Annotated in this window: 26 protein-coding genes; 17 read left to right on the top strand and 9 right to left on the bottom strand. The window is 63.3% G+C overall.

The genetic code is table 11. The features are described from left to right. Window positions 1-29 precede the first annotated feature (29 nt). The 6 genes from GWE18_RS11965 to GWE18_RS11940 all read left to right on the top strand — a co-directional run bounded on the left by GWE18_RS11965 (window position 30) and on the right by GWE18_RS11940 (window position 4,945). Complete coding sequence (locus GWE18_RS11965) at window positions 30-329, top strand: putative quinol monooxygenase (RefSeq protein WP_275185942.1); 300 nt, start codon at window positions 30-32, stop codon at window positions 327-329. A gap of 24 nt (window positions 330-353) precedes the next feature. Further along, window positions 354-653 carry a putative quinol monooxygenase gene (locus GWE18_RS11960; RefSeq protein WP_275185941.1) on the top strand — a complete coding sequence of 100 codons (300 nt, stop codon included), beginning with the start codon at window positions 354-356 and terminating at the stop codon, window positions 651-653. Between the two features lie 187 nt (window positions 654-840). Beyond that, the gene (locus tag GWE18_RS11955; RefSeq protein WP_275185940.1) at window positions 841-1,419 is read left to right on the top strand and encodes an urease accessory protein UreE; all 579 of its coding nucleotides are present in this window, start codon (window positions 841-843) and stop codon (window positions 1,417-1,419) included. Continuing rightward, on the top strand, window positions 1,400-2,137 hold the full coding sequence (locus tag GWE18_RS11950; protein ID WP_275186006.1) for an urease accessory protein UreF: 738 nt from the start codon (window positions 1,400-1,402) through the stop codon (window positions 2,135-2,137). Before GWE18_RS11955 ends, GWE18_RS11950 begins: the two co-directional genes overlap by 20 nt. Before the next feature lie 159 nt (window positions 2,138-2,296). Continuing rightward, window positions 2,297-2,926, top strand: coding sequence for an urease accessory protein UreG (ureG, locus tag GWE18_RS11945; RefSeq protein WP_275185939.1), 630 nt, complete (start codon window positions 2,297-2,299; stop codon window positions 2,924-2,926). 360 nt (window positions 2,927-3,286) lie between these two features. Further along, a complete protein-coding gene (locus tag GWE18_RS11940; protein ID WP_275185938.1) occupies window positions 3,287-4,945 on the top strand; it encodes an HWE histidine kinase domain-containing protein in 1,659 nt (552 codons plus the stop codon). A gap of 308 nt (window positions 4,946-5,253) precedes the next feature. On the opposite strand, the gene GWE18_RS11935 is transcribed toward GWE18_RS11940, so the two are convergent. Both GWE18_RS11935 and GWE18_RS11930 read right to left on the bottom strand, forming a co-directional pair. Next, the gene (locus tag GWE18_RS11935) at window positions 5,254-5,802 is read right to left on the bottom strand and encodes a sigma-70 family RNA polymerase sigma factor (protein ID WP_057854563.1); all 549 of its coding nucleotides are present in this window, start codon (window positions 5,800-5,802) and stop codon (window positions 5,254-5,256) included. Next, window positions 5,802-5,999 carry a NepR family anti-sigma factor gene (locus GWE18_RS11930; protein ID WP_275185937.1) on the bottom strand — a complete coding sequence of 66 codons (198 nt, stop codon included), beginning with the start codon at window positions 5,997-5,999 and terminating at the stop codon, window positions 5,802-5,804. Before GWE18_RS11930 ends, GWE18_RS11935 begins: the two co-directional genes overlap by 1 nt. A 304-nt stretch (window positions 6,000-6,303) precedes the next feature. On the opposite strand from GWE18_RS11930, the gene GWE18_RS11925 reads away from it, so the two are divergent. From GWE18_RS11925 to GWE18_RS11915, 3 genes are all read left to right on the top strand, one after another. Then, entirely contained in the window at window positions 6,304-7,110 is an 807-nt protein-coding gene (locus tag GWE18_RS11925) for a response regulator (protein WP_275185936.1), read from the top strand. A gap of 121 nt (window positions 7,111-7,231) precedes the next feature. Continuing rightward, window positions 7,232-8,209 (top strand): DUF808 domain-containing protein, encoded by a 978-nt coding sequence (locus tag GWE18_RS11920; RefSeq protein ID WP_275185935.1) that lies wholly within the window; start codon window positions 7,232-7,234, stop codon window positions 8,207-8,209. A 446-nt stretch (window positions 8,210-8,655) separates the two neighbouring features. After that, window positions 8,656-9,939 (top strand): MFS transporter, encoded by a 1,284-nt coding sequence (locus GWE18_RS11915; RefSeq protein ID WP_275185934.1) that lies wholly within the window; start codon window positions 8,656-8,658, stop codon window positions 9,937-9,939. A 767-nt stretch (window positions 9,940-10,706) separates the two neighbouring features. Here GWE18_RS11915 and GWE18_RS11910 read toward each other — a convergent pair. The 3 genes from GWE18_RS11910 to GWE18_RS11900 form a co-directional block, all read right to left on the bottom strand. Further along, window positions 10,707-11,075 (bottom strand): response regulator, encoded by a 369-nt coding sequence (locus tag GWE18_RS11910; protein ID WP_275186005.1) that lies wholly within the window; start codon window positions 11,073-11,075, stop codon window positions 10,707-10,709. Between the two features lie 119 nt (window positions 11,076-11,194). Beyond that, window positions 11,195-11,860 carry a response regulator transcription factor gene (locus tag GWE18_RS11905; protein WP_275185933.1) on the bottom strand — a complete coding sequence of 222 codons (666 nt, stop codon included), beginning with the start codon at window positions 11,858-11,860 and terminating at the stop codon, window positions 11,195-11,197. Next, on the bottom strand, window positions 11,857-13,233 hold the full coding sequence (locus tag GWE18_RS11900) for a PAS domain S-box protein (RefSeq protein ID WP_275185932.1): 1,377 nt from the start codon (window positions 13,231-13,233) through the stop codon (window positions 11,857-11,859). The genes GWE18_RS11905 and GWE18_RS11900 overlap by 4 nt, the downstream gene beginning before the upstream one ends. A gap of 36 nt (window positions 13,234-13,269) precedes the next feature. Here GWE18_RS11900 and GWE18_RS11895 point away from each other — a divergent pair, with 36 nt between their 5' ends. The 6 genes from GWE18_RS11895 to GWE18_RS11870 all read left to right on the top strand — a co-directional run bounded on the left by GWE18_RS11895 (window position 13,270) and on the right by GWE18_RS11870 (window position 17,120). Then, window positions 13,270-13,527, top strand: coding sequence for a hypothetical protein (locus tag GWE18_RS11895; protein ID WP_275185931.1), 258 nt, complete (start codon window positions 13,270-13,272; stop codon window positions 13,525-13,527). Between the two features lie 85 nt (window positions 13,528-13,612). After that, a complete protein-coding gene (locus GWE18_RS11890) occupies window positions 13,613-13,876 on the top strand; it encodes a hypothetical protein (RefSeq protein ID WP_275185930.1) in 264 nt (87 codons plus the stop codon). Between the two features lie 336 nt (window positions 13,877-14,212). Continuing rightward, window positions 14,213-14,815: an NYN domain-containing protein gene (locus tag GWE18_RS11885; RefSeq protein WP_275185929.1), complete on the top strand. Its 603-nt coding sequence runs from the start codon at window positions 14,213-14,215 to the stop codon at window positions 14,813-14,815. 808 nt (window positions 14,816-15,623) lie between these two features. Then, on the top strand, window positions 15,624-15,866 hold the full coding sequence (locus GWE18_RS11880; protein WP_275185928.1) for a hypothetical protein: 243 nt from the start codon (window positions 15,624-15,626) through the stop codon (window positions 15,864-15,866). Window positions 15,867-15,870: 4 nt separating this feature from the next. Continuing rightward, a complete protein-coding gene (locus GWE18_RS11875; RefSeq protein ID WP_275185927.1) occupies window positions 15,871-16,482 on the top strand; it encodes a 2-hydroxychromene-2-carboxylate isomerase in 612 nt (203 codons plus the stop codon). A gap of 239 nt (window positions 16,483-16,721) precedes the next feature. After that, on the top strand, window positions 16,722-17,120 hold the full coding sequence (locus tag GWE18_RS11870; protein WP_275185926.1) for a hypothetical protein: 399 nt from the start codon (window positions 16,722-16,724) through the stop codon (window positions 17,118-17,120). A gap of 245 nt (window positions 17,121-17,365) precedes the next feature. Here GWE18_RS11870 and GWE18_RS11865 read toward each other — a convergent pair whose 3' ends face one another. The 3 genes from GWE18_RS11865 to GWE18_RS11855 all read right to left on the bottom strand — a co-directional run bounded on the left by GWE18_RS11865 (window position 17,366) and on the right by GWE18_RS11855 (window position 19,474). Then, window positions 17,366-17,812, bottom strand: a complete 447-nt coding sequence (locus GWE18_RS11865; RefSeq protein WP_275185925.1) for a hypothetical protein — start codon at window positions 17,810-17,812, stop codon at window positions 17,366-17,368. A gap of 120 nt (window positions 17,813-17,932) precedes the next feature. After that, the gene (locus GWE18_RS11860; RefSeq protein ID WP_275185924.1) at window positions 17,933-18,292 is read right to left on the bottom strand and encodes a DUF883 family protein; all 360 of its coding nucleotides are present in this window, start codon (window positions 18,290-18,292) and stop codon (window positions 17,933-17,935) included. A 78-nt stretch (window positions 18,293-18,370) separates the two neighbouring features. Continuing rightward, window positions 18,371-19,474 (bottom strand): AI-2E family transporter, encoded by a 1,104-nt coding sequence (locus GWE18_RS11855; RefSeq protein WP_275186004.1) that lies wholly within the window; start codon window positions 19,472-19,474, stop codon window positions 18,371-18,373. 310 nt (window positions 19,475-19,784) lie between these two features. Here GWE18_RS11855 and GWE18_RS11850 point away from each other — a divergent pair, with 310 nt between their 5' ends. Further along, on the top strand, window positions 19,785-20,552 hold the full coding sequence (locus GWE18_RS11850) for a L,D-transpeptidase (protein ID WP_275185923.1): 768 nt from the start codon (window positions 19,785-19,787) through the stop codon (window positions 20,550-20,552). A gap of 35 nt (window positions 20,553-20,587) precedes the next feature. After that, entirely contained in the window at window positions 20,588-21,232 is a 645-nt protein-coding gene (locus tag GWE18_RS11845) for a DUF2865 domain-containing protein (protein WP_275185922.1), read from the top strand. 178 nt (window positions 21,233-21,410) lie between these two features. On the opposite strand, the gene GWE18_RS11840 is transcribed toward GWE18_RS11845, so the two are convergent. Next, window positions 21,411-23,504 carry a HAMP domain-containing methyl-accepting chemotaxis protein gene (locus GWE18_RS11840; RefSeq protein WP_275185921.1) on the bottom strand — a complete coding sequence of 698 codons (2,094 nt, stop codon included), beginning with the start codon at window positions 23,502-23,504 and terminating at the stop codon, window positions 21,411-21,413. Between the last annotated feature and the right edge of the window lie 76 nt (window positions 23,505-23,580).

Below are 23,580 nucleotides of genomic sequence, written 5' to 3'. Positions count from 1 at the left end.
AAGCCAAAACAAAAGTCCGGGAGGATCTAGTGATCTACGTCGTTGCCACGCTGACCGTGAAGCCCGAAACGCGCGCCGAATTCATTGCCGCTGCCACCGCCTGCATCAAGGAAACCCGGAAAGAGCCGGGCAACATCGCCTATGACCTGCATGAAAGCGTCACCGATCCCTCCAAGATGGTGTTCGTCGAGCAGTGGGAGAACGCCGAAGCGCTGGTGCCGCATCGTGGCGCCGAGCACATGAAGACGTTTGGCCGCGTCGCCGTGAAGTGCATGACGGCGCCGCCGAAGATCGAAGTGATCACGCCCGAAAAGGTCGACGTCCGCTAATCAAGAAAAACAAGGGATAAACTCATGATCTACGTCATCGCCACCACGCCGATGAAGCCGGAAAACAAGGACGACTTCATCAAGGGGCACAAGGCCTGTGCCGCTGAAACGCTCAAGGAGAAGGGCTGCATCTCCTATGACGGCCATGTCAGCGTGAACGATCCCAATCTGTATGTGGTGGTGGAGCGCTGGGAGACCCGCGACGACCTCAACGCGCATGGCCGTGCGCCCCATATGAAGGTGTGGCGGGAGTATTCTTCGCAGATGAAGACGGCGCCGACGGTGATCGAGATCATCAGCGACGGCAAGGTGGAGAAGTTTTAGTGAATATGCGTCGTGGCGCATTGGGTGGCTTCATCCTTCGAGACGCGCGCAAGAGCGCGCTCCTCAGGATGAGGTCTAAGACCCTCATGGTAAGGAGCGCGGCACCGCCGCGCGTCCTCGGACGAGGCTTGCATCGCCGATCGAACCACGAGGCCACGATGTTAAAACTTGCTCCGGGCGTCCTCACATGATCCGCGCGACAACAGTCCTGGGCCAGCATCGCTGGACGCAATCGGCGGCCGATACCGTCGTGCTCGATTTCGACGACCGGCACCGGCGGCGGATGGCGATGACCGGCACGCGCGGGCTGGAATTCCTGCTCGACCTCGAGAACGCGGTGGCGCTGCGCGGCGGCGACGCACTGGTGTTGGAAGACGGCAGGCTGATCGAGGTGGTCGCAGCCGCCGAGCCCTTGATCGAGATCAGGGGCGCCGACCCGCTGCATCTCGTCCGCATCGCCTGGCATCTCGGCAACCGTCATCTGCCGACCCAGATCATGCCGAAGGGCCTGCGCATCCGCCGCGACCACGTCATCGAGGCCATGGTGAGGGGATTAGGCGCGCGCGTCATCGAGATCGAGGCGCCGTTCGATCCCGAGGGCGGCGCGTATGCGCAGGCGGCGCATGATCATGCTGCACACGATCACGGCCACCATCATCACGATGATCATCACCATCACGGTGATCACGACCACCATCACCACGACGAGCATTGCGACCACGACCATCACCACCACGATCACTCCCATGCTCATGACCACAAGTGAGCCCGCGCAGGCCGATGCGAGCAGCGGAATGAATGCGGATGAGGCGGCGGCGCTGTACAGGTTGATGACCTGGCTGTCGCCGTCCTTTCCGGTCGGCGCATTTTCCTATTCCAGCGGCATCGAATGGGCGGTGGAGGCAGGCGACATCACGGACGCCGTATCGCTGCGCGACTGGCTGGCCGCGATGCTCGCCGAGGGCTCAGGCTTCTGCGACGCCGTGTTCCTGGCGCAGGCGTATCGCGCGGCCGCCGCGCAAAACGACGCCGCCTTACGCCAGATTGCGGAACTCGCGGCCGCGTTCGTGCCCTCGCGCGAGCGACAGCTAGAGACGGCGACGCAGGGCCGCGCCTTCATCGAAATCGCACGCTCAGCCTGGGCCCGCGACGGCCTCGACGACATGGTCGCCGCGTGCGGCGGCGGCACGGTCTATCCCGTTGCAGTCGGCGTCGTCAGCGCCGCCCATGCCGTACCGCTGGCGCCGGCGATGCATGCCTTCCTGCATGCCGTGGTGTCGAACTGGATTTCCGCCGGCGCTCGCCTCGTGCCGCTCGGACAAACCGACAGCCAGCGCATTCTCGCCAGGCTCGAAGCCGATGTCGCCGCCACCGCCAGGCGCGCGCTCACAGCTTCGCTCGATGATCTCGGCAGCGCCACCTTCCGCGCCGATCTCGCCAGCCTGCGCCACGAGACCCAGTACACGCGGTTGTTCCGGTCATGATGCAGCACACTCTCCCGTCGTCCCTGCGAACGCAGGGACCCATAACCACAAATGTTCGTGGCTATGCCGGGTTGGAGCTCCAGCTTGCTACAACAATTGAGTTCAGTGGCTATGGGTCCCTGCGTTCGCAGGGACGACGGAACGGAAAGAGTGCATAACATGGCAACCTCTCACGGCCCGCTCCGCATCGGCGTCGGCGGTCCTGTCGGCTCCGGCAAGACCGCACTGATGGACCTGCTGTGCAAGTCGATGCGCGAGCGCTACGACATAGCCGCGATCACCAACGACATCTACACCAAATGGGATGCGGAGTTCCTGGTGCGTTCGGGCTCGCTGACGCCGGACCGCATCGCCGGCGTCGAGACCGGCGGCTGTCCGCACACCGCGATCCGCGAGGACGCCTCGATGAATCTTGCGGCGGTCGCCGACATGCGCGCGAAATTTCCCGATCTCGATCTGGTGCTGATCGAATCCGGCGGCGACAATCTTGCCGCGACATTCTCACCCGAACTGGCCGATCTCACGATTTACGTGATCGACGTCGCCGCCGGCGACAAGATCCCCTCCAAGGGCGGGCCTGGTATCGTCAGGTCGGATCTGCTGGTGATCAACAAGATCGACCTCGCGCCCTATGTCGGCGCGTCGTTGGCGAAGATGGAGACCGACGCGAAGCGGATGCGGGGCGAGCGGCCATTCGTGATGACCAACCTGAAGAAGAGCGAGGGGCTCGATCGCATCATCGGCTTCATCGAGGCCAAGGGCGGCCTGCGCCCGGCCAAGGCCGGGTAGGGCCAGGATGAACGGCCCAGCCAGGCGGGCCGCGCAGGCGGCCGGACAAGCGGTCCGGCCAGCGGCCGGGGTGAGCCGCGCGTTAATGTTAACATTCGGTCCCGCCGCCGGTGCCGGTGAATTGTCCGTTCTCGCCGGAACCAAATCGGCGCCGTCAGATTATTAACTTCTGGCCCCGCCAAATCAGCGTTAACGGCGGCCGTGTTGTTGCCCGCTGCCAACCTGTCAGTTGCGTGCTGATGATCGCTCCGTCATATTCGCCGCGGTTGGCTTTCGCGCTATTGCCATGTGCTTCTGCCCCGGCAGACCCAGAGATGCTTTCAATACGTCTTCGCCAACACGTCATTCCTGAGTAAGCGAGTGGTTCGGCTGGGCTTCATTATCGGCTTCATTGCGCTGATCGGAGTTTTGCTCTCCGGTCTCGCAGCCTATCGCGTCCACGAGCAGGAACTGGCGCTTGACGGCATTGCGCTGTCCCGCGCCATCGACGTTCACGCCAGCCTGGTGCAGGACCGGTTGACCGAGCGTGAATTGCTCGCGCGCGTTGCATCCGGATTATTTCGTACACCTTCGGTGGTGAAGGCCAACATGCTGCAGCCGCTGCGGTCGGCGATCTATGCCTTCAAGACCGATTTCGTGATCGCGTCCTGGATCGCGCGTCTCAAGCCGAGCGATCTGGTCGCGGCGCAGGCGGAGCTGAAGAGCGCCGGCTTCACCAACCCGACGATCCGCGATTTCGACGACCGGCCGCTCGACATCAAGACCATCGACAGGCCGCTCGACGTCCTGATGGACCAGGAGCCGCGCAGCGCGGATACGCTGGGCTTTCCCGGTCGCGCCTACGACCGCCATTCGGTGATCGGGCCGATGCTGACGCAGGCGGCGGCCTCCGGCAAGCCGGTAGCGTCGGACCCGATTCCACTGCAGCGGCGGGACGGGCCGATCGGCATCGTGCTTGCCTCCGCCATTCTGAAGGATGGCACGGCGGATCCCGTGGGCTTCGTCACCTTCTCCTACGAGTTGGCGCCGTTGATGCTGACCAATGACGACCGCTCGCTGTTTGCGGTGGTGCTGAAGGACCCTGATGACGCCAGCGACGAATATGTCGCCAACGACCAGGGCGTCATCAGCCTGCGGCCGGTGAAGCAGGGCGATCCGTTGCCGTCGGTGGTGCGGACGGTGACGTTCGGCAGCCGCGACTGGTCGCTCGGCTACTATGCCAAGAGCAACGCCGCACAGCGCGCGCAGCAGACGGCGATCATCGTGGCGGCCATTGGCTTGGCGCTCACCGGCATCGTCTGCGGCCTGTTCGGATATGTCGCGTACAACAATCTGCGGCTCAGCCGCGAGATCCAGGTCCGGATCGGTTTCGAGCGGCGATTGACCGCCGTCATCGACGAGCTCAACCACCGGGTCAAGAACATCCTGGCCGTGATCCAGTCGATCGTGACACGCACGCTGCGCCACGGCTCGGACATGGATGTGTCGCGCGAACTGCTGATCGGCCGCATCCACGCGATGTCGAACGTGGTGACGCTGCTCAGCGAAAGCCAGTGGCAAGGTGTCAAGCTGAGGGGGCTGTTCGAGTCGCGCGCCATTCCGCATGCCGACCGCATCGTGGTCAACGGCCCGGACATCGCCGTCAGCGCGCGCGCCGCGCAGTCGCTGTCGCTATTGTTCTTCGAACTGGCCTCGCATTCCGACGAGGGGCTGTCGCTGGTCGGCAAGCACCCGCACATCGTTGCCAACTGGGAAGTCACCGGCGAGGCGCCGGACGAGATTTTTCATTTCCGCTGGGAGGAGTTCAACACCAGCGCGGCGACGCGGCGGGAAGACTCGGATTTCGGTCTCATCCTGCTCGACCGCGTCGCGCCGGAAGCGATGGGCGGCACCGCGAAGCGCTACTTCACCGAGGTGAGCTACGTCTACGAACTCACCGCGCCGATGGTCACCGTCGTCGACATGACCGAGCGCGACCGCACCGAGCAGATTTCCGCACCCGTGCGGCCGGTAAAGTAGGGACGGTGGCTACATCCTTCGAGACGCATCGCTTCGCGATGCTCCTCAGGATGAGGTGCTCTATCCCCTCATGGTGAGGAGCGCGGCGCAGCCGCGCGTCTCGAACCATGTGGCCCGTTCAAACCATGTATCCACGCGTTAGCCCGCATCGAGGGACGATGGAGGAGCCTTGTAGCCCGGATGGAGCGCAGCGAAATCCGGGGCGTCGCAGTTGATCCCGGATTTCGCTGCGCTTCATCCGGGCTACGAAACCACCACAAAAAGGCGGCCACGCGGGCCGCCTTTTCCATGTCATTTCGGTAGCGTCATCACCCGCCATTGCCGCCGATCACGGCGCGCACGGTCTCGTCGGGTCCGAAATCCTCGGCGCCATCGACATAGAGCAGCGCTGACAGTTTCGAGCGCGCGCGGTTGACGCGGCTCTTGATGGTGCCGACCGCGCAGCCGCAGATGGCGGCGGCGTCCTCGTAGGAAAAGCCGGAGGCACCGACCAGGATCAACGCTTCACGCTGGTCTTGCGGCAGCTTGTCGAGCGCGTTGCGAAATTCCTCGAACTCCAGATGCGCATTCTGCGCCGGCTGGGTCTTCAGGGTTTTCGCGTAATTACCCTCGGCGTCCTCTACCTCGCGCCGCCGCTTCCTGTAGTCGGAGCGAAACAGGTTGCGCAGGATGGTGAACAACCAGGCCGGCAGGTTCGAGCCGGGCTGGAACGAGTCGATGTTGGCAATGGCGCGCAGCAACGTTTCCTGAACCAGGTCGTCCGCACGGTCGCCATTGCCTGAGAGCGAGATCGCGAACGCGCGTAGGCTAGGTACCGACGCCAAAATGTCGTCGCGAAGAGAGTCTGTGAGAGGCATTAGTCCCTCCCGTCATTTTTTGCAGTGTCGTCGATTTGGGCCGCTGCCGCCTCCGGCCCATCGAGCTTCCGGATCAACTCGGCAAAGCGGTCCGGCACGCCTTGTCGGACCACGTCGTCGTACATGGCGCGGAGCTGATGGCCGATCCTAGATTGAATCTCGGCGTTTAGCCCGCCCTGCTTTTTTACTTCCTTCATGGTCTGATCCACGCTTCCCCGAGAGTTAAGTCTCTGTGGTTTCAAGAGGTTACCTCGAAATTGGGCCTAGGCCGCCGCGTTATAGGTCAAAGGCTAATGCGAATATCTGCGGAAGGTTCCGAAATCTGGGAACTTTTTCTGGAACTTTTTTGTCCCCCGCGAGTAATCGGGGTGACAGGGGAACCGGGGTCCCCCCGCCGAAACTAAATTTGACGCCCCGACGCGGCGCTTAAGGTTACGTCCGCCGGGCTGAGACCCTAAGTGTACGGCCATGGATACGGCCCAAGATAAGGATGGAATGGGGATGTCCCGATCACAGCTCGTTGCTGAACATCTGCCGCTGTTGCGGCGCTATGCCCGTGCGCTGACCGGAAACCAGGCCTCGGGCGATGCCTACGTGGCCGCCATGCTGGAGGCCCTGCTGCAGGATTCCTCGTTGCTCGACGAGCGGTATGGCCCGCGCGCCGGGCTGTTCAAGCTCTTCACCCAGATCTGGAACTCGGTCTCGCTCAACGACAACCCTGATGTCGCGACGTTGGCGCTGCCGCCGGAGCGAAGGCTGTCCAACATCACGCCGCTGCCGCGGCAGGCCTTCCTGCTGCTGTCGCTCGAAGGCTTCTCCGAGGAGGAGGTGGCGTTCATTCTCAACACCGACATCGCCGAGACCCGCCAGTTGACGGATGCCGCAGGCCGCGAGATGGCGGCGGAAATCGCCACCGATGTCCTGATCATCGAGGACGAAACCTTCATCGCGATGGATCTCGAGAGCCTGGTGAAGAACCTCGGCCACAACGTGATCGGCGTCGCCCGCACCCACGCCGATGCGGTCGCGCTGGCGAAGAACAAGAAGCCCGGCCTGATCCTCGCCGACATCCAGCTCGCCGACGGCTCGTCGGGCCTGGATGCGGTCAACGAATTGCTGCGCGTGTTCGAGGTGCCCGTGGTGTTCATCACCGCCTATCCCGAGCGCTTCCTGACCGGTGAACGCCCCGAGCCGGCGTTCCTGATCTCGAAACCGTTCCAGCCCGCGATGGTCTCCGCGGTCGCCAGCCAGGCACTGTTCTTCCAGCGCAACTCGCGCAATCGCGCGCCGCGGGCGGCCACTGGCTGATCGAAGCGTTCTAGCGTAGAGTTGGAATCATCCGGTGCGCCCCAGTGCGCACCGGATTTTTGTTGGGGCACCCTGCTACGGTCCTGGCGACGAACCTCTTGATGATGTGGAGTAGGGATCGATGAGTGTCGGGCTGATCGGCCTTCTCGACGATATCGCGGCGATTGCCAAGGTGGCCGCAGCTTCTCTCGACGATGTGGCGAGCCAGGCCGCCAAAGCGGGCGCAAAGGCGGCGGGTGTCGTCATCGATGACACCGCCGTCACTCCGGGCTACGTCATCGGATTTACGCCGGCGCGCGAGCTGCCGATTGTAGGCCGGATTGCGGCAGGATCGCTGCGTAACAAGCTCCTGGTCCTGCTCCCTGCGGCGCTGGTGCTCAGCTACTTCCTTCCCTGGACGATCACGCCGCTGCTGATGCTGGGCGGCGCCTACCTCTGTTATGAAGGGGTGGAGAAAGTGCTGGAAGCGGTTATGCCCCATCAGGCGCACCAGCACGAAGCCCAGCTCGGCACGGTCGCATTGAACGCGCAGTCGGTCGAGGATGAAAAGATCGCCAGCGCGATCAAGACCGACTTCATCCTCTCGGCCGAGATCATGGCGATTACGCTGGCGGCCATCCCCGCGGGCAACATCCTGACGCAGGCGCTCGTGCTGGCGGTCGTGGCAATCGGAATCACCGCCGCCGTGTATGGCGTGGTGGCGCTGATCGTGAAGGCCGACGATGTCGGTGTAGCGCTGGCACGGAGCGACCGCGCCTCGGCGACCGGCCGGGCGGTCGGCCGCGGCATTGTTCGTGGCATGCCCGTGCTTTTGAAATTCCTCAGCGTGGTCGGCACAGCCGCCATGATCTGGGTTGGCGGCGGCATCATACTGCATGGCCTCGAAGTCTACGGGCCTCCGGCCATAGGCTCAGCCGTCAAGGCCATCGAGGAGGCCGCGGCTCACGCCTTCCGGCCTGCGGCCGGTGTCCTTGAATGGATCGTCGTGGCGGCCATCTCGGGTGCCATCGGGCTGTTGGTTGGCGCCGCATCAATTCCGATCGCCGGGTTTGCCCTTGCGCCTGCATGGACAGGGTTGAAGCGTCTTCTGCGACGCTGAAGAACCGCCCGCGTCAATTGGACCACCGCGCCACGGGCTGATCGAAGCGTCGTAGCGTAGAGTTCCGGAGCGCTCCCGACTGCGTGCCAGATTTTTTTATGCGCGTGCCCTGTGAACCAGTTCACCTTGGGTTCGCCAAGTCGGAGTTATCATCCGTGCGTCACGGAGACGACGTCTTAGGACGACGTCTTGGGATGGGCGATACTTAGTTCGCGGCCAGGCATCTCTCCCCCTGGCTCGGGCCACCAGCTTCGATTTCAAAGCTGGTCGGACTGATCCGGCGTGCCCCACCTGCGCGCCGGATTTTTTTGCTGCGAATGGTGTTGACCTTCGGCGTCACGCTGGCTTTGCAGAAGGCGGTCGGCGGATTGCTTGTTGAACTGCGGCCCACGCCCGCATAGGCTCGCCGCAGCCACAAGAAAAGAAACGGAAACGTCCCTTTACCGATGCGGTCTGCCGAGCGGCCTTTCCCCCACCGCCGGGGCCTGATCATCGTTGCGACATTGGCCACCGCCTATGTCGCCAGCCATTTTTTCCGCGCTTCCAATGTCACCATCGGTCTCGACCTGATGCGCGATCTGGCCATTGGGCCGGAAGCGCTGGGGGCACTGACCGGCGCGTTCTTCTTCGGCTTCGCGGCGATGCAGATTCCCTGCGGCTTCTTCTTCGATCGGTTCGGGCCGCGCTACACCGTGGTCGGCATGCTCATCGTCGCCAGCTTCGGCGGCACCCTGTTTACGCTGGCGCCGAGCTGGCCGGTGCTCTTGACCGGCCGGGTGCTGATGGGCGCCGGCTGCGGCGTGATGCTGATCGGCAGCATGGTGGTGATCTCGCGCTGGTTTCCGCCGGACCGCTTCTCGACACTTACAGCCATGGTGTTGTCCATCGGCCTGCTCGGTAATCTCGCCGCCACCACGCCGCTCGCCTTCGCGTCGCAGGCGGTCGGCTGGCGCCTGGTGTTCGGCGCCGTCGTCGTCTTCACGGCGCTCGCCACCGTCGCGATCTGGCTGGTGGTGCGCGACGCGCCGCCCGGCCATCCCTTCCTGAGCCGCCAGGTGGAGCCGCCCACCGAGATGCTCAAGGGGCTGGTGGAGGTGCTGTGCAACCCGCGCCTGAAGCCGATCCTCGCGCTGAATTTCTGCAACTATGCCTGCACCTTCACCGTGCAGGGCCTGTGGGGCGGTCCGTTCCTGCGCGAGGTGCATGGCCTAAGCCCGATCGCGGCCGGCAACGTCCTGTTGTTCGCCGTGATCGCCTACCAGGCCGGCATGCTTGCCTTCGGCCCGCTCGACCGCCGGCTCGACACCCGCAAGGGTATAGCGATCGGCGGCACGGCGGTGATCATTTTTCTGCTCGCGATCCTGGCGCTGTTTTCTCACCCGCCGGTCTGGCTGCCGGTCGCCATCATCATTGCCATGGGCTTCTTCTCGGCCTCCAGCACCATGGTGATGACGCACGGCCGCAGCATCTTCCCCGACCGGCTGATCGGGCGCGGCATCTCGACCATGAACACATCAGTCATGCTCGGCGTCGCCTGCATGCAGACGCTGTCGGGTGTCATCGTTGGCGCTTTCGAGCCGCTCGCGAACGGCGCCCGCACCGAGGACGCTTACCGTGCGCTGTTCGGCACGCTGACGCTGGTGCTGATTGTTGCGCTTGCGATTTACAGCCGCTCGCAGGATGTGAAGCCGAGTGATGAAATGCGGGCGGCGGGGCGTAACCCCGCTTGAGGCTGCTGCGGAACCTCGTCAGACAATCGACGGTCCGGATCGAGTTCAGGCCAACCGGGCTATTTGCCGCGGGTGTTTCGAATGTCCCGCACGATCCAGGCGAACACAAGAAGCGAGGGCGCCCACGCCAGCAAAGCTCCGACGATCATCGCAGTTGCCGTTGTCATGACAGCTCCTTGATGCCCACGCACTCTATCGACAAATATCGACCCCCCGCAGTTCGAGCAGCATCGCTGGGTTATCTTTGCTCGGCGACGGCTCAGGACATTTGTAGAGCCATCTCCAATAGGCCTTGTTGCGCTCCCGCTGACGCTTGTAGACCTCGCGGCACCTGGTCGAGCAAAATTGCTCGAAGTACAGGCTGAAGCGGACCAGCCCGAACGGGCGCTTGCAATCCGGATTCCCGCAACAGTTTGTCATGACGCGGCCTCTGCATTGGTTCGCCGTACCCAGCGAGTGAACTGTTCCTGACCTTCGGCGAGACAGGAGCGTCCGCAGTAACGTTCTCGCGCAGGACTTCGTAAAGATATGATCCTTGGATCTTCACAATCGCATTCAGAACAACGTGGGTCTGTACGCATGGCGGCCTCCTTCCGAGGAATTGCCATTCACTGATCATGGTGAGCTGCGTTATCTCACCTTCGAAAAATACCGGAGGCGACGATGCCCCAGTGTCGTCGCGTCCGCCTTCAGGTTCAACTTGTCCAGATGTTTGGTTCACTCATCCCTGCGTATGAGCCGTCGCGCCGTGTACCAGCCAGATCAGGTCATTTCCCCTGCAGGGCTATTTCGAGGCAGTCGATCAAGGCTTCTCCGGCGAAGGGCTTGGCCAGGAAACAGATTGCTCCCGCCTTCAGCGCCCGCGCGCGTGCGTCATCGACGGCGAAAGCCGTGATGAAAATAAACGGCACGCGGTATCCCTGGGCAAGCATGCTGGCCTGCAGATCGAGGCCGCTCATCGTCGGCATCTGAACGTCCGCGATCACGCAGGAGGTTTCGTTCAAATGAGGCGACGCCAGGAATTCCTCGGCCGACGCGAACGTATGAACGGAATACCCAAGCGACCTTACGAGATTGTCCGTGGCGACGCGAACGGAGCTGTCGTCGTCGATGATTGAAACGGATGGGCTGGACAAAGTGGTCCTTCCTGGAGCGCCAATGGCATGCCGCTCAACGGCAGAGTGCACCGCAGACCGGAAGTGGAAAATCATACTTAGGTTTGCAGACGCACGCGGATTGCCAAATATCCGCCAGTTCACGGCTGCGGCGCCGTGCGCTTTACTCCAAGCGCCTGGGCCATCTTCACCAGCTCTGCGAGCGATTTCGCCCCCATTTTTCGCATGATGTGCCCACGGTGTATCTTCACCGTGATTTCGGCAATTCCGATCTCGGCCGCGACCTGTTTGTTCATGAGGCCGGCCGTGACCAGCGCCATTACCTCCTGCTCCCGGGCGCTCAGCGTCGCGAAGCGCGCTTTCAGGTCCGACAGGATCTTTGCTTCATGGCGGCTCTTTCGATCGCGTTCAATGGCCGCCGTCACGGCGTCCAGCATGTCCTGATCGCGAAACGGCTTGGTCAGAAAGTCGACGGCGCCGGCTTTCATCGCCCTGACCGTCATCGGAATATCGCCATGACCCGTCATGAAGATGATCGGGATATGGATTCCCGCGTCGGCAAGGTCCGCCTGAAAGTCGAGGCCGCTCACTCGAGGCAGTCTGATGTCGAGGACCAGGCAACTGGCGACGTCGGCAAGCTTGCTCTGCAGAAACTCGGGCGCCGAGCCGAACATTTGGACCCGCAAGCCCACCGAGCGGAGAAGATTCCCGAGCGCCTCTCGCACCGAGGCGTCATCGTCGACCACGTAGACGACTGGCTCCTCTGCGCCGGCAACGTTGCGAGGCGGTGTCGAACGGTCGGTCACGGCGTGTTGCCCTCCTGATGTCGCGGCAAGATGAGCTGGAACGTGGCGCCGGTCCCGGCATGGCTGGAGGCCGATAGCCGCCCGCCGTGGGATTCGACGATCGATCGGCAGATCGACAGGCCCATGCCCATGCCGCTTGGTTTGGTGGTGAAGAATGCCTCGAACAGCCGGTCCGCATTCCCGGCGGCGAATCCTGTTCCGCAATCGCGTACCTCGACCAGAATTTGGTCGGCCTCGTCCCGGTGCGTCCAGATCACCAACTCGCGCGGCCGGTCCGTGACCGGTTGCATCGCTTCCATGCCGTTGATGACGAGATTAAGGATGACCTGCCGCAACTGGACGCGGTCGCCGAGCACCAGGCCCAGGGCAGGGGCGAGCTTCGTCTGAACCGATATCCGGCGGCTGGCCAGTTCGTAATGCAGCAGGGTGATCACCTCGTGGACGACTTCATTGATGTCGAGCGGCGCTTTCTCATCGGCTGTCTTGTTGACCAGCGCACGGACGTGCTGGATCACTTCGCCCGCCCGGTTGCCATCCTTGACGATGGACTGCACCGTGCGGCGCACTTCCTCCAGGTTGGGAGGATCGCGGTCGAGCCAGCGCTGGCAGGCCGCGGCGTTGGCGACGACGGCGGTCAGCGGCTGGTTCACCTCATGCGCGATCGAGGCGGCCAGCTCCCCCAGCGCCGTCACGCGCGCAACATGTGCAAGTTCCGCCTGCGCTTCATGCAGCTTCTCTTCTGCCCGTTTGCGCGCGGTGATGTCCTCGCATGCAATCAGGACGATCAACCGGCCATCCAGCCGCCGCACGGCCTTGGCGTTTTCACGAACCCAAATCGCAGAACCGTCCTTGCGAACCTTTCGGATCTCCCAACTATGCGTCTTGCCGATATCTCTCAGGCAAACCTCAACGCTTTTCCGGACCAGGTCCCGGTCTTCCGCAAAGAAAACCTGCAGCACCGATTGCCCACGCAATTCGCTGACGGGGTAGCCGAGCTGCGCGGCGCCAAAGGTGTTTACCGACAGCACGGTGCCTTCCGCGTCGACCATGAAGTACATGACGGGGTTATGCTCGAAGACTTCCTTCCACTGCGCCTCGCTCTGGCGGAGCGCATCTGTCGCCCGCCGTTCGGCCCCAATGCGGCTCTCGAGCGCGGCTTCCATTTGCCGGCGGGTTTTCCTTACCAGGTGAAGCACGACCAGCGCGGCGAAAAACAAGGCGATCAGCAGCGCGATGGCAGTCAAATGGTCGGCGACATCAGGCGCGGGGCCGAGCACCAGCCAGATGCAGGCTGCGGCCAGCGAAGCCAGCGCCATGCCGCCGAGCAGCGACAGCTCGGCCGAGGGCCAGGATTTCAGTGTCTGGTTGCGCATGGCGGCACACATCCGGCCATCAGGGACCGTGCTGCGTTGTCGATGATCGGCGGCGACAACGCGGCCCTTTCAACGGACAGCATCTTAGCAGGTTCGGAGGGTATTGTGCGCCGCGATATCGCAGCGTTTGCATCGGCCGATAGTCGCGCGGCAAGCGCAGCGCTGGGCATTGCGGAACGCGCCCTGGTGAGCAACGGCCTCGCCCGACATCGCCAGGTTGCTGCGGCAGGCTTGTTATTCCCGGCAAAGGCGGTCGATCCTAAACTTGGGTATGTTGCCTTCAACCGAATGTAATGTGCGCATCAACCTCCGTTCAATGGCCCGGGCCATATCAGCGATTACGCTCGCTGGTTAGCCGTCAAGCAGCGGAGCTATTGATATGTCAAAGCCGAACCTGCAATTGATCCACAGTTCGAACGGCATCCCGCTGCGAGCAAAGCGGCCGCAGAATAGCCGCAGCTTCCGGCCCCTGGTTATCGACGGGGGCGTGGGGTCGGTGCCGGGCGAGCCTGGCCGGGAAGCCGCGCTCGAACTATTCGATCTCGGTCTTCTCGTTTTCCATCGAAACTATCTTGCCTTCCTGGAGGCCCATATGGCCGTTCTCAGGGGTCTCCACTGGAAGCACCCTGAAAAGACCCGGTAGATCGGACGATCGATGCGTCGCGACAGCGTGACCGCAATCACATGGCCGTCACCGCGAGCCGGCTCACAAACCTTTGTATAACCGGTGCATCCATTTCGATGCCGGCCAATTACTTCAGTACAATTGAGCATGGCGTGCGCGGATATTAACGTTGGCGCGTCGAGGCAGGATGGACTTGATCGAATTGCCGGCGCATCGATGTCTCCTCCCGCTCCGGTCGCCGGCGCCTCCTGCCTCGTCACTTCGGCCAGCATCGGTATCTGCCCGCCTGCAGGCAAAGCCTGAAGCGGATGCTCTCGCGGGCCTTGCACAGCTTGAACGGGAGGTTCGTGCCTGATGTTACCGTCTGACAGGATCGCGCTCTTTATCGACGGCGCCAATCTCTACGCCACCGCCAAGGCGCTCGGCTTCGACATCGATTACAGGCGCCTGCTCAAGGAATTCCAGAGCCGTGGCACGCTGTTGCGGGCGTTCTATTACACGACCATCATCGAGGATCAGGAATACACATCGATCCGGCCGCTGATCGATTGGCTCGACTACAACGGCTACACCGTCGTCACCAAGCCCACCAAGGAGTTCGTCGATGCCGGCGGCCGTCGCAAGGTCAAGGGCAGCATGAATGTCGAGCTTGCCGTCCACGCGATGGAGCTCGCCGGCCATATCGACCGCATGTTTCTGTTCTCGGGCGATGGCGAGTTCCGCTCGCTGCTGGAAGCGGTGCAGCGCCGCGGCGTGCACACTACCGTCGTTTCCACCCTGACCAGCCAGCCGCCGATGGTGGCTGACGAGTTGCGACGTCAGGCCGACGCCTTCATCGATCTTGCCGAATTGAAGCCAACCATCGGCCGCGATCCAGTGGAGCGGCCGGGCTTGCGCCAGCAATCGCCTCAATTCGCCGCGCGCGGGACGATCAATGGAAATGGCCTCGCGGAGTGATTTCTGAATGATCGGTTGATCCGCAGGCGTGCCATCCTCCTCATGGAAGAGGTTTCAACCGATGGTCATTGCACCATAGTGCTGCCGGAAGCGTAGTTGGGCACCTCGCCGGCGACCGCCTGACCTCCTTCGACCCGAGCGCCGCTCATCAATGCCTCAGGCGAAGTTGCGATCCCGAGGTCTAGATACAACACGCTTGAACCTTCTTCTGGACGCGCAGCCGTACCGCCACCACATGATCGCCGCAGGACTTATCTAACATCCTGCCGTGAGCACGCAACGGAACCATCACTCGGAGGGTCGCATGCGGGATAGTCAATACCGGAAAGGCTCAATGAGCGTTCGAACTTTGGTCGTTGTCGCTGCAGCAATCATTCTTGCGATTGCCGCCCTTGCATGGGAGAGCACTACGCATGTTCCCAGCAATCCCGGACCAAGCGGAACACCGGGATCAACGGTACGAGACCAGACCCCACCGCCGGCCACCGGACGTGAGACGACCACAGGAACAGTGCGCTGACCACCGCTACTTACCAGAACCTCGCAGGTCAGCGTTACAGGTCGCTTGATCCGAATGTCCGTTTCGGTGTCCCACGGCCAGACATTGGCGCTCGTGGCCGTGATTGTCTGCTTTACCTCCGTGGGTCACCAAGGCGTTCAATATCCGTTAGGTGCTATGCACGGCTGCCTGTTTGATGGCCCATAACGGGCTTTTGCGATTAACCCGCTCTAATTCCCGGTTGCGGTGCACGATTGCCATTTTGCCCCAGTGGGAGGATGTTCGACCTTGGGTCCAAGGGAGAGCGGCATGAGCAAGCCAGGTCTCGACAACCGCCACCACAACCAGGATGGCGAAATCGGTCAGAAGCACGGAGCCGTCCTGATCGGCACATTGCGCAAGATCTACGGGCAAAGCTTTGCCGCCGGCTATCCGGCAACCGAGAAGCTGAGCGATATCCTGGCCAACCTCAACGAAACATCGCTGAGCCAGCTCCGCCGCGACTACAAGACCGGCCATCTGGATCACAAAGTCACCAATGCCTCGAGTTGAAAGCGTGCCCGTCACCATCGACTATTACATGTCACTCACCTCGCCGTTTACTTACCTCGGCAGCGCGCTGTTCGCGGAGATCGCCGAGCGAAATAACGCGACCGTCAACGTCAAGCCCTGCAAGTTCGGGCCGATCTTCGAGCAGACCGGCGGGCTGCCGCTGCCGAAGCGCTCGCCGCAGCGGCGCGCCTACCGGATGATGGAGTTGAAGCGCTGGCGCGAGGTGCGCGGCATTCCCATCAATCTTGAGCCGGAGTATTTTCCCTGCGACGATTCCATGGCGACCCGTCTGGTGATTGCGGCCAAGCTGCAAGGCAAGAATGCCCACCGGCTGTCGCTGGAGCTTGGGCGCGCGGTGTGGGAACGAGAGGAAACGCTCGCCGATCCCGCAACGATTTCATCAGCCGCGGAGCGCGCCGGTCTCGACGCTGCGGAACTGCGTGCGGGCGGTCCTTCGGACACCGAACTCGATGAGCTGCATGACAGATTTACGCAGGAGGCGCTGACGGCGGGCGTCTTCGGTGCGCCGAGCTACGTGTTGCCTTCGGGCGAGATCTTCTGGGGCCAGGACCGGCTCGATCTGCTGGAACGCGCCTTGAAGAAGCTGGCATCTTGAAGAAGTGGCTTAGTCAAAAAAAGCAGGGTGCGACCGGCATCACCACGGTCGCACCCTACGTCGCCGGTCAATGGGGCAGGGGGAATAACCGGCTGCCGGGATGACTCCAAGCCCCCCGGATTCGTTCCCGCAGCCTCCAAATTTTTTTCATACACGGTTAAGTGATTGAGAAGCGCCGGACCCCCGGCGGCTCGGTTCGGTTGTGTCCGTGATCGCCATGGGGCGAGGGATAAACCGTCATGTCACAGATTTTCAAAGCATTTTTAGCCGCTCTCGCCATCTCCGCGACATTCGGCGCCGTCCAGTTCGCATCGGGTCATGATCTCGCCAGCCTTCGACAACTCGCCTCGACTGCGCCTGCAGCGGACATCAACCGCGCCGCCAAGGCCGACCGCGCGGAGCTCAGAACCGCGCCAGGCCAGACCGAGACGATTACCATCAAGAGCGTCGGCCTCGACGATACGTCGGTGGTCGTTCGAGTTCCCGTCGTCAAGGAGGAGGCACGGAACCGCCCGGCACCGCCGGCGCCGTCGCCTGCCAAGCCTACCCAATCGAAGACGGCGATCGCCTGCGAACCGCCGGTCAGCGTGTTGACCGAAGTCGCAAAACTGCTTCAGCCCGGCCGTTGCGTGACCTGATCGCGCCTGGATCCGTAGCGTGGGAAAAGGCGCGTTAGCGACGTGCCCCACCATCTATCATCGAGCACGCTGGCTACTCCCATCTCCGTCGTCCCGGACAAGCGAGCGTAGCGAGCGCGATCCGGGACCCATACGCCGCGGCGTGTGTTGTCTTGCTGCGATGGTCGACGACTTTCCTTCAACAATTGGCGACGGTGGTTATGGGTCCCTGCGTTCGCAGGGACGACGAGTGGATTGACTTCGTCCTACTCCGCCGGCGCTTCGCTGCTGCTGCTGCTGTTGGCGCGGCTGGCGAGAAATCCCAGCGCCAGTCCGCCGATTGCGAGAATCGGAATCAGCTTCCTGACGCCGATGGCGCGGATCACCTGGATGCCGGTCGCGACCAGCACCGGATCGGACAACACGGCCTGCGCGGTGGATTTCGCCTTCGCCGCCTGTTTGGCGCGCGCCTCGATCTGCTTCTTGCGCACCATGTACCAGCCGGCCGCGATTAGCGCGACCACGAAGAAGATGGCGGCACCGGTGAGGCAAGCCTGCACGGGACCGTACCGCTCCAGCACGAACACGAAGGCCGCTGCGCACAGAAAGGCGGCCGTGACCAGCAATGCCATCGCCGCCGCTGCCGCCAGCGAAGTCAGCCGCAACGCGGTGCCGGTCGATTCCTTGAAATCGTCGATCATTCGCTGAAACATGGCCACGCCTCGATCTGAAAACCGCGTCAACGAAACACGCCGCAGCGCTCCGTCGCCACGGGAATGCAAGAGGCGATGCAAGGCATGGCTGTCCAGCGCAAGCGAGATCCGTCGCCAAACCTACCTACGCCACGTCACACCGATCAAAAAGCCGATCCCCAGCGCCACGGCGACGGTTGCCAGTGGACGCTGCGTGATGGCGTCTTCCAGCGTCTCCTCGATCGAAGAGGCGGCATCCTGGGCTGCGTCCATCATCGCGCTGCCTCGCTCCGACACGTCGTCGACCACCTGTTCTGCATTGGCGCGCGCCTGCCTGTAGCCATGCCGCGCCTGCTTGCCGGCGGTGCCGGCAAAACTGCTCAGCGCGTCGGTGATCTGCTCGGTCAGGGCTGCGATATCGTTTTTCACAGCGGTCACGTCCTTCTGCAGACGCTCGTAGGTCGCTTTGTCCGTCAGATTCTTCATTGCGGCGTCAGACATCGAAAGCTCCCGGGTACTGAGTTCATTCGCGGAACAAACGCCCCGTCGGATAGGAAGTTCCCAGGTCTGATGCCGGGTCTAGTCCTCCGGCAGTTGCGGCGAATCCGACGGCATTAGATGCTCCTTCACGATCAGCGCGACGATCAGAAGCGGCGACGACAGAAACGCGCCCATCGGCCCCCACAGCCAGGTCCAGAACGCAAGCGCCAAGAACACGGCGAGCGCGTTCAGCGCCAGCCGGCGCCCGACGATCGTCGGCGTCAGGAAGTGGCCCTCCAGGAAGGTCATCACCGCAAACATGGCCGGGGCCAGCAGCCCGGCGCTCAAGGTCGGGAACGAGACGAGGCCGACCACGACCAGGACGGCAAACATCGCCACCGGGCCGATGATCGGGATGAAATTCAGGATCGCGGCCAGCGCGCCGAGACTGGCCGGATTGGGCATGCCCGTAACCGCGCAGATCAGGCCGGTCGCGATGCCGACTCCGGCATTGATCATGGTCACTACCAGCAAGTAGCCGCCGAGACGGTCCTCGATCTCGTTGAGGATCCGCAGCGCCCGCAACCGCCACGCTCGCTCGCCGAAATTCATGATCAAGGCCCGGCGCAGGTCCCGCCAGCTCGCGATGAACAGGATCAGCGTCGCAATGAACAGCAGGAATTCGGCAAAGGTCGGCGACAGGAACTCCAGGGTCGGCTGCACCCAGTCGATCCTCGGCAGATGCAATGTCGTGAGCGTGTCGGGGCCGCCGAGCGTGCTCTGCAACTCCTGCCAGAGTGCGAGCGGCCGGTCGAACACGTGCAGCTTCTCCCTCAGCAGCGACCCCAGCTCAGGAAGCTTGCCGCTCCATTCGACCGCGGGCGATGCGATCAGGCTGACCATGAAGGCCGAGGCGGCGCTCACGACCGCCACGATCAGTACGGCTGCGACCGGGCGCGGGATACGATAGCGCTCCAGGAAATTGGCGGCGGGCGAGAGCATGGTGCCGACGATGAAGGCCATCGTGATCGGCAGAAAGAACGCCTTGGCAAGATAGAGGACGGCGATGATGCTGATGATCAGCAGACCAACGAGGCAGATGGCCACCACTTCCGTGCGGCGGATGACCGGCGGCAATTCGATCTTGCTGTCAGGGACCGGCGTGCCTTCCTGCTCGTGGGGGAACTGGCGTTCACGGGGCAACGGCTTTGTCGGTGGGGATTTGACGGCCAAGGGCGTGGCGGGCGAAGGTTTGGTGGGCGAAGGCTTGGTGGGAGTGACGCTCACAATGGCTTTCCCTCGCCCGAAGCGGCGATGACACGGCAAAGGCGACGTCGCAAACCGGACTGCGATCATAACGTGACGCAAACGCGCGGGTTCCAATCGCGCCGGCGTGAGCGGTGTCGCATTAGGCGCGCTGTGGCGCGGCGTCGGCCGCACGGAACCGCCGGCCCGCAGCCGCGTTTGTTGGTGCAGAGCATCCAAGGATGCACACATCCAGCGGGGCAGGCCCATGACACAGTCCTCCGATCGCCGGCTTTCGTCGCGCGTGGCAAGCGCGTTCGCCCTCGTCAGCGCTGTCTTGCTGACGCCGTCAGCGATATCGAGCGCTGCGAACGCGCAGACGATCGGCTACGCTTCGAGCCAGCCGAATGGGTATCCCGCGGATGAGGTGATCGGGTCCGACGAGGGGGCAACGCCCGAACGGCTTCGCCGCGCCGTCGTCGCCTTTGGCACGACGGAGGCGCCGGGCACCATCATCATCGATACCGGCAACACCACGCTCTACTACGTGCTCGGACAGGGTCGTGCCGTCAGGTACGGCGTCGGCGTCGGCCGCGAAAGCTTTACCTGGTCCGGGGTGCAGACCATCAGCCGCAAGGCGGAATGGCCGGACTGGCATCCACCTAGCCAGATGATCGCGCGCCAGCCCTATTTGCCGCGCTTCATGGCCGGCGGTCCCGGCAATCCGCTCGGCGCGCGGGCGATGTATCTCGGCACCAGCCAGTACCGCATTCACGGCACCAACGATCCCTCGACGATCGGAAAATTCGTTTCGTCGGGCTGCATCCGCCTGACCAATGAGGATGTCACCGATCTGTTCAGCCGGGTCGATGTCGGCACCAAGGTCGTGGTGCTGCCGAAGCGCGCGCCGGTCATGGCGCGAGGCGGGGATACCAGGACCGGCATCACAGCTCGTCCGGTTGGCGTGCATCCGCGCCCGGTCGCGACCATACCCGCGGGCCGCCAGGCGATGAACCTTGCGCCGCAAGTGAACTGAATGGATGCGTCGCCTTGCGTGACAGGAGAAGCTTGATGCGATCGGGAAAACTCACGGCATGGGGGGCGGCCGCGCTGATGTGCGCCGCGGTGCTGGCGCCGGCCGCGCAGGCCCAGGACTTTTTCTCGCAACTGTTCGGCGGCTTCGGCCGCCCGCGCCATCAGCCCTATATCCAGATGCCGTTCGGCAATGACGACGGCCAGATTTACGCGCCGCGAGGTGAGGGGCGTGGCCGCTACGGCGGAGGCGGCAGCCAGGCGTATTGCGTGCGGACCTGCGACGGACGTTATTTCCCGGTGCCTGCATCTGATAATGCGAGCCGGGCGGCCTCCTGCAACAAACTGTGTCCTGCGAGCGAGACCAACTTGTTCTACGGCAGCAGCATCGACAACGCCGCCGCCGACAACGGCAAGTCCTACTCGGAATTGCCGAACGCCTTCCGCTATCGCAACGAACTCGTGGCTGGCTGCACCTGCAACGGCAAGGACCAGGTCGGGCTTGCGCCGGTCAAGATCGAGGAGGATCCGACGCTACGCAAAGGCGACATCGTCGCCGGCGAGAACGGTCTCTTGGTCGCGGGCCGCAGCGGCGACAGGCGCGGCGCGGAACTGAATTTCTCGCCTGCATCCGAGAAGGTCCGCGCCAAGTATGGGCGTGTGCCGGTGGTGGCGAGGGAGTAATAGGGATTGAGTGATGCGCGGCGGTAAAGGGATTGCCCCTTCTCCCTCGCCCCGCTCTTGCGGGGAGAGGGGCGGGGGTAAGGGGCTCTCTCCACGAGTTGTGAGAGTAGTGAGACCTGTACCCCCTCACCCGGCGCTACGCGCCGACCTCTCCCCGCAAGCGGGGCGAGGTTGAAGATTAAGCCGCGCGGATCTTGCCGAGGAACGCGGTGACCTGATTGCCAAGTTGCTGGCTCTGCGTTTCCAGCGTCTGGGAAGCCTGCTTCACATCTTCGGCGGCGGCTGCTGCCGCGTCCGCATCGGCTTTCACGCCGGTGATGTTGTCGGACACGTTTTTGGTGCCCTGCGCCGCGAATTGCGTCGAGCGCGTGATCTCCTGGGTGGCGGCACCCTGCTGCTGCACGGCGGCGGCAATCGTGGTCGCGACCTCGTTGACCTCGCCGATGATGCTGCCGATGCCCTTGATGGCGTCGATCGCCTCGCCAGCGACCCGCTGGATGTCCGAGATCTGCTCGGAGATTTCCTCCGTCGCCTTCGCCGTCTGGCTCGCCAGCGATTTGACTTCGGAGGCGACCACCGCGAAGCCGCGGCCGGCCTCGCCGGCGCGCGCGGCTTCGATCGTCGCGTTGAGCGCAAGCAGGTTGGTCTGGGCGGCAATGGTGTTGATCAGGCCGACGACTTCGCCGATACGCCCGGCCGATTGGGCGAGCCCCTGGACGGTGCCGTCGGTGTTGCGCGCCTGGCCGACCGCGCGGCTGGCGATATCAGCCGCATGCGCCGCCTGTTGACTGATGTCGTTGATCGAAGCGCTGAGCTGTTCGGAAGCCGCAGCCACGGTCTCGACGCTCATCGAGGCCTCGCCGGAAGCCTTCTCGGCGACCTGTACGCGCTCGTTGGTCTGGCGCGAAATCGTCGACAGCCCGGCCGAGGTGGTCCGCATCTGGCCGGAAGCATCGCCGAGCCGGTTGAGCGTCTGGTGCACCATGCTCTCGAACTCGCCGACATAGCTCTCGATCGCCTGCTGCCGCGCCGTGGCGCCGGCGTTGCGCTCGCGCTCCTGCGCCTCGATGCGGGCCTTGTCGGCGGCCTGCTGCTTGAAAGTCTCCAGCGCGCCGGCGAGCGCGCCGATCTCGTCGTGACGCGCGGCGTAGCCGGTATCGACGTGAAGGTCGCCGGCCGCGACCTTCAGCATGGCGTCGCGCATGGTGTGCAACGGCCTGATGGCGCGGCGGGTGACGATCGCCATGGCGCCGAACGCGAGCGCCAGCGCGCCGGCCAGCAATACGAGCTGCATCGCCAGCGAGTTCCGGGCGGTGGAGCGCAGCAGCGCGGCTTGGTCCCTGGCGGCGTCGAGGGCGGCTTCCGCCACGCCGACGGCGGTAGCGAGACGTCCGACCGTGATCGGAGTCCATTGGTTCGGGGTCAACTCCGCCTTCTCGCCGGCCGCGATCTGCGTCAACAGCCGATCGCGCAGGGCGAGATATGACGGCTCGAAATAGCCGGTCTTGGTCGCGGCCATGGCGGCGGAAATCGCCGGGGGCAACTGCATCCCCGCGGCCGTCAACTCCAGCGCGCTCCATGCGGCGTCGATGCCGCCGGCATATTTCGTATAGGCGAGCTTCGCCTCCGGCGTGATCTTGCCGCTGTTGAGCCCGATCGCGACGATCAGCGACGCTTCGCCCGCGGTATTACGCAACAGCCAGGCGATCTGCTTGATCGCCAGCAACTGGTCGATGGTCGCGTCCTGGTGATTGATGGCGGCGGCAACCGACCCGGAAAGCTTGTCGAGCGTACCCAGCATCGTCGTCGTCGTGTCCATATACTCTTTGGCCAGCGTCGGGCGGCGCGAGGCCTTCGGCTTGCCCATCGCTTCCCAGAATTCCTTTTGCAGCGAGGTCATCGACTTGAGCAGACGGTCGAACTCGGGCACCAGCGTCTGCTGCTGCGCGAATTCCAGTCCGCTGAGCAGGCCGAGCGCGTTGGCCATTGCGGGCATTTCGGTGTCGCGGATGTTGCGCAGATATTTCTCGATATCGGCTTCCATCGGCGCATCGGAATTGAGCAGCCGGTTGGTCGTGGAGCGGTCGGTGCGCAGATTGTGCATCGCCTTGAACATGTTCGCGGAGGCATCTGCGATCACTGCGATGCGACTCGCCGACTGCAGGCGGCCCCAGGAATCCCAGGCGTTGAGCGAAAATCCAACCACCACGCAGAAAGAGGTGACGAGGATGACGGTCTTCAGCAGCGCGGATACGGTCAGACGGTTCAACATGATGCCCCCCAGGTGCCCGGCCATTTGGAGGGACAACGGTAAAAACTTAGGCAGTTTTCAACCGGGTAGTACTACG

Origin of the sequence: Bradyrhizobium sp. CSA112 (assembly GCF_029051645.1) — a bacterium.
Taxonomy (GTDB): Bacteria; Pseudomonadota; Alphaproteobacteria; order Rhizobiales; family Xanthobacteraceae; genus Bradyrhizobium.
This window is presented reverse-complemented; position numbering and strand designations above follow the sequence as displayed.

Coding starts and splice junctions, on each gene's coding strand:
- GWE18_RS11840 (WP_275185921.1), bottom strand. CDS start 23,504: ATGTTGAACCGTCTGACCGTATCCGCGCTGCTGAAGACCGTCATCCTC.
- GWE18_RS11930 (WP_275185937.1), bottom strand. CDS start 5,999: ATGAAGGAAGTAAAAAAGCAGGGCGGGCTAAACGCCGAGATTCAATCT.
- GWE18_RS11885 (WP_275185929.1), top strand. CDS start 14,213: ATGTTACCGTCTGACAGGATCGCGCTCTTTATCGACGGCGCCAATCTC.
- GWE18_RS11860 (WP_275185924.1), bottom strand. CDS start 18,292: ATGTCTGACGCCGCAATGAAGAATCTGACGGACAAAGCGACCTACGAG.
- ureG (WP_275185939.1), top strand. CDS start 2,297: ATGGCAACCTCTCACGGCCCGCTCCGCATCGGCGTCGGCGGTCCTGTC.
- GWE18_RS11915 (WP_275185934.1), top strand. CDS start 8,656: ATGCGGTCTGCCGAGCGGCCTTTCCCCCACCGCCGGGGCCTGATCATC.
- GWE18_RS11960 (WP_275185941.1), top strand. CDS start 354: ATGATCTACGTCATCGCCACCACGCCGATGAAGCCGGAAAACAAGGAC.
- GWE18_RS11890 (WP_275185930.1), top strand. CDS start 13,613: ATGTCAAAGCCGAACCTGCAATTGATCCACAGTTCGAACGGCATCCCG.
- GWE18_RS11935 (WP_057854563.1), bottom strand. CDS start 5,802: ATGCCTCTCACAGACTCTCTTCGCGACGACATTTTGGCGTCGGTACCT.
- GWE18_RS11880 (WP_275185928.1), top strand. CDS start 15,624: ATGAGCAAGCCAGGTCTCGACAACCGCCACCACAACCAGGATGGCGAA.
- GWE18_RS11845 (WP_275185922.1), top strand. CDS start 20,588: ATGCGATCGGGAAAACTCACGGCATGGGGGGCGGCCGCGCTGATGTGC.
- GWE18_RS11950 (WP_275186006.1), top strand. CDS start 1,400: ATGCTCATGACCACAAGTGAGCCCGCGCAGGCCGATGCGAGCAGCGGA.
- GWE18_RS11865 (WP_275185925.1), bottom strand. CDS start 17,812: ATGTTTCAGCGAATGATCGACGATTTCAAGGAATCGACCGGCACCGCG.
- GWE18_RS11870 (WP_275185926.1), top strand. CDS start 16,722: ATGTCACAGATTTTCAAAGCATTTTTAGCCGCTCTCGCCATCTCCGCG.
- GWE18_RS11850 (WP_275185923.1), top strand. CDS start 19,785: ATGACACAGTCCTCCGATCGCCGGCTTTCGTCGCGCGTGGCAAGCGCG.
- GWE18_RS11955 (WP_275185940.1), top strand. CDS start 841: ATGATCCGCGCGACAACAGTCCTGGGCCAGCATCGCTGGACGCAATCG.
- GWE18_RS11900 (WP_275185932.1), bottom strand. CDS start 13,233: ATGCGCAACCAGACACTGAAATCCTGGCCCTCGGCCGAGCTGTCGCTG.
- GWE18_RS11920 (WP_275185935.1), top strand. CDS start 7,232: ATGAGTGTCGGGCTGATCGGCCTTCTCGACGATATCGCGGCGATTGCC.
- GWE18_RS11925 (WP_275185936.1), top strand. CDS start 6,304: ATGTCCCGATCACAGCTCGTTGCTGAACATCTGCCGCTGTTGCGGCGC.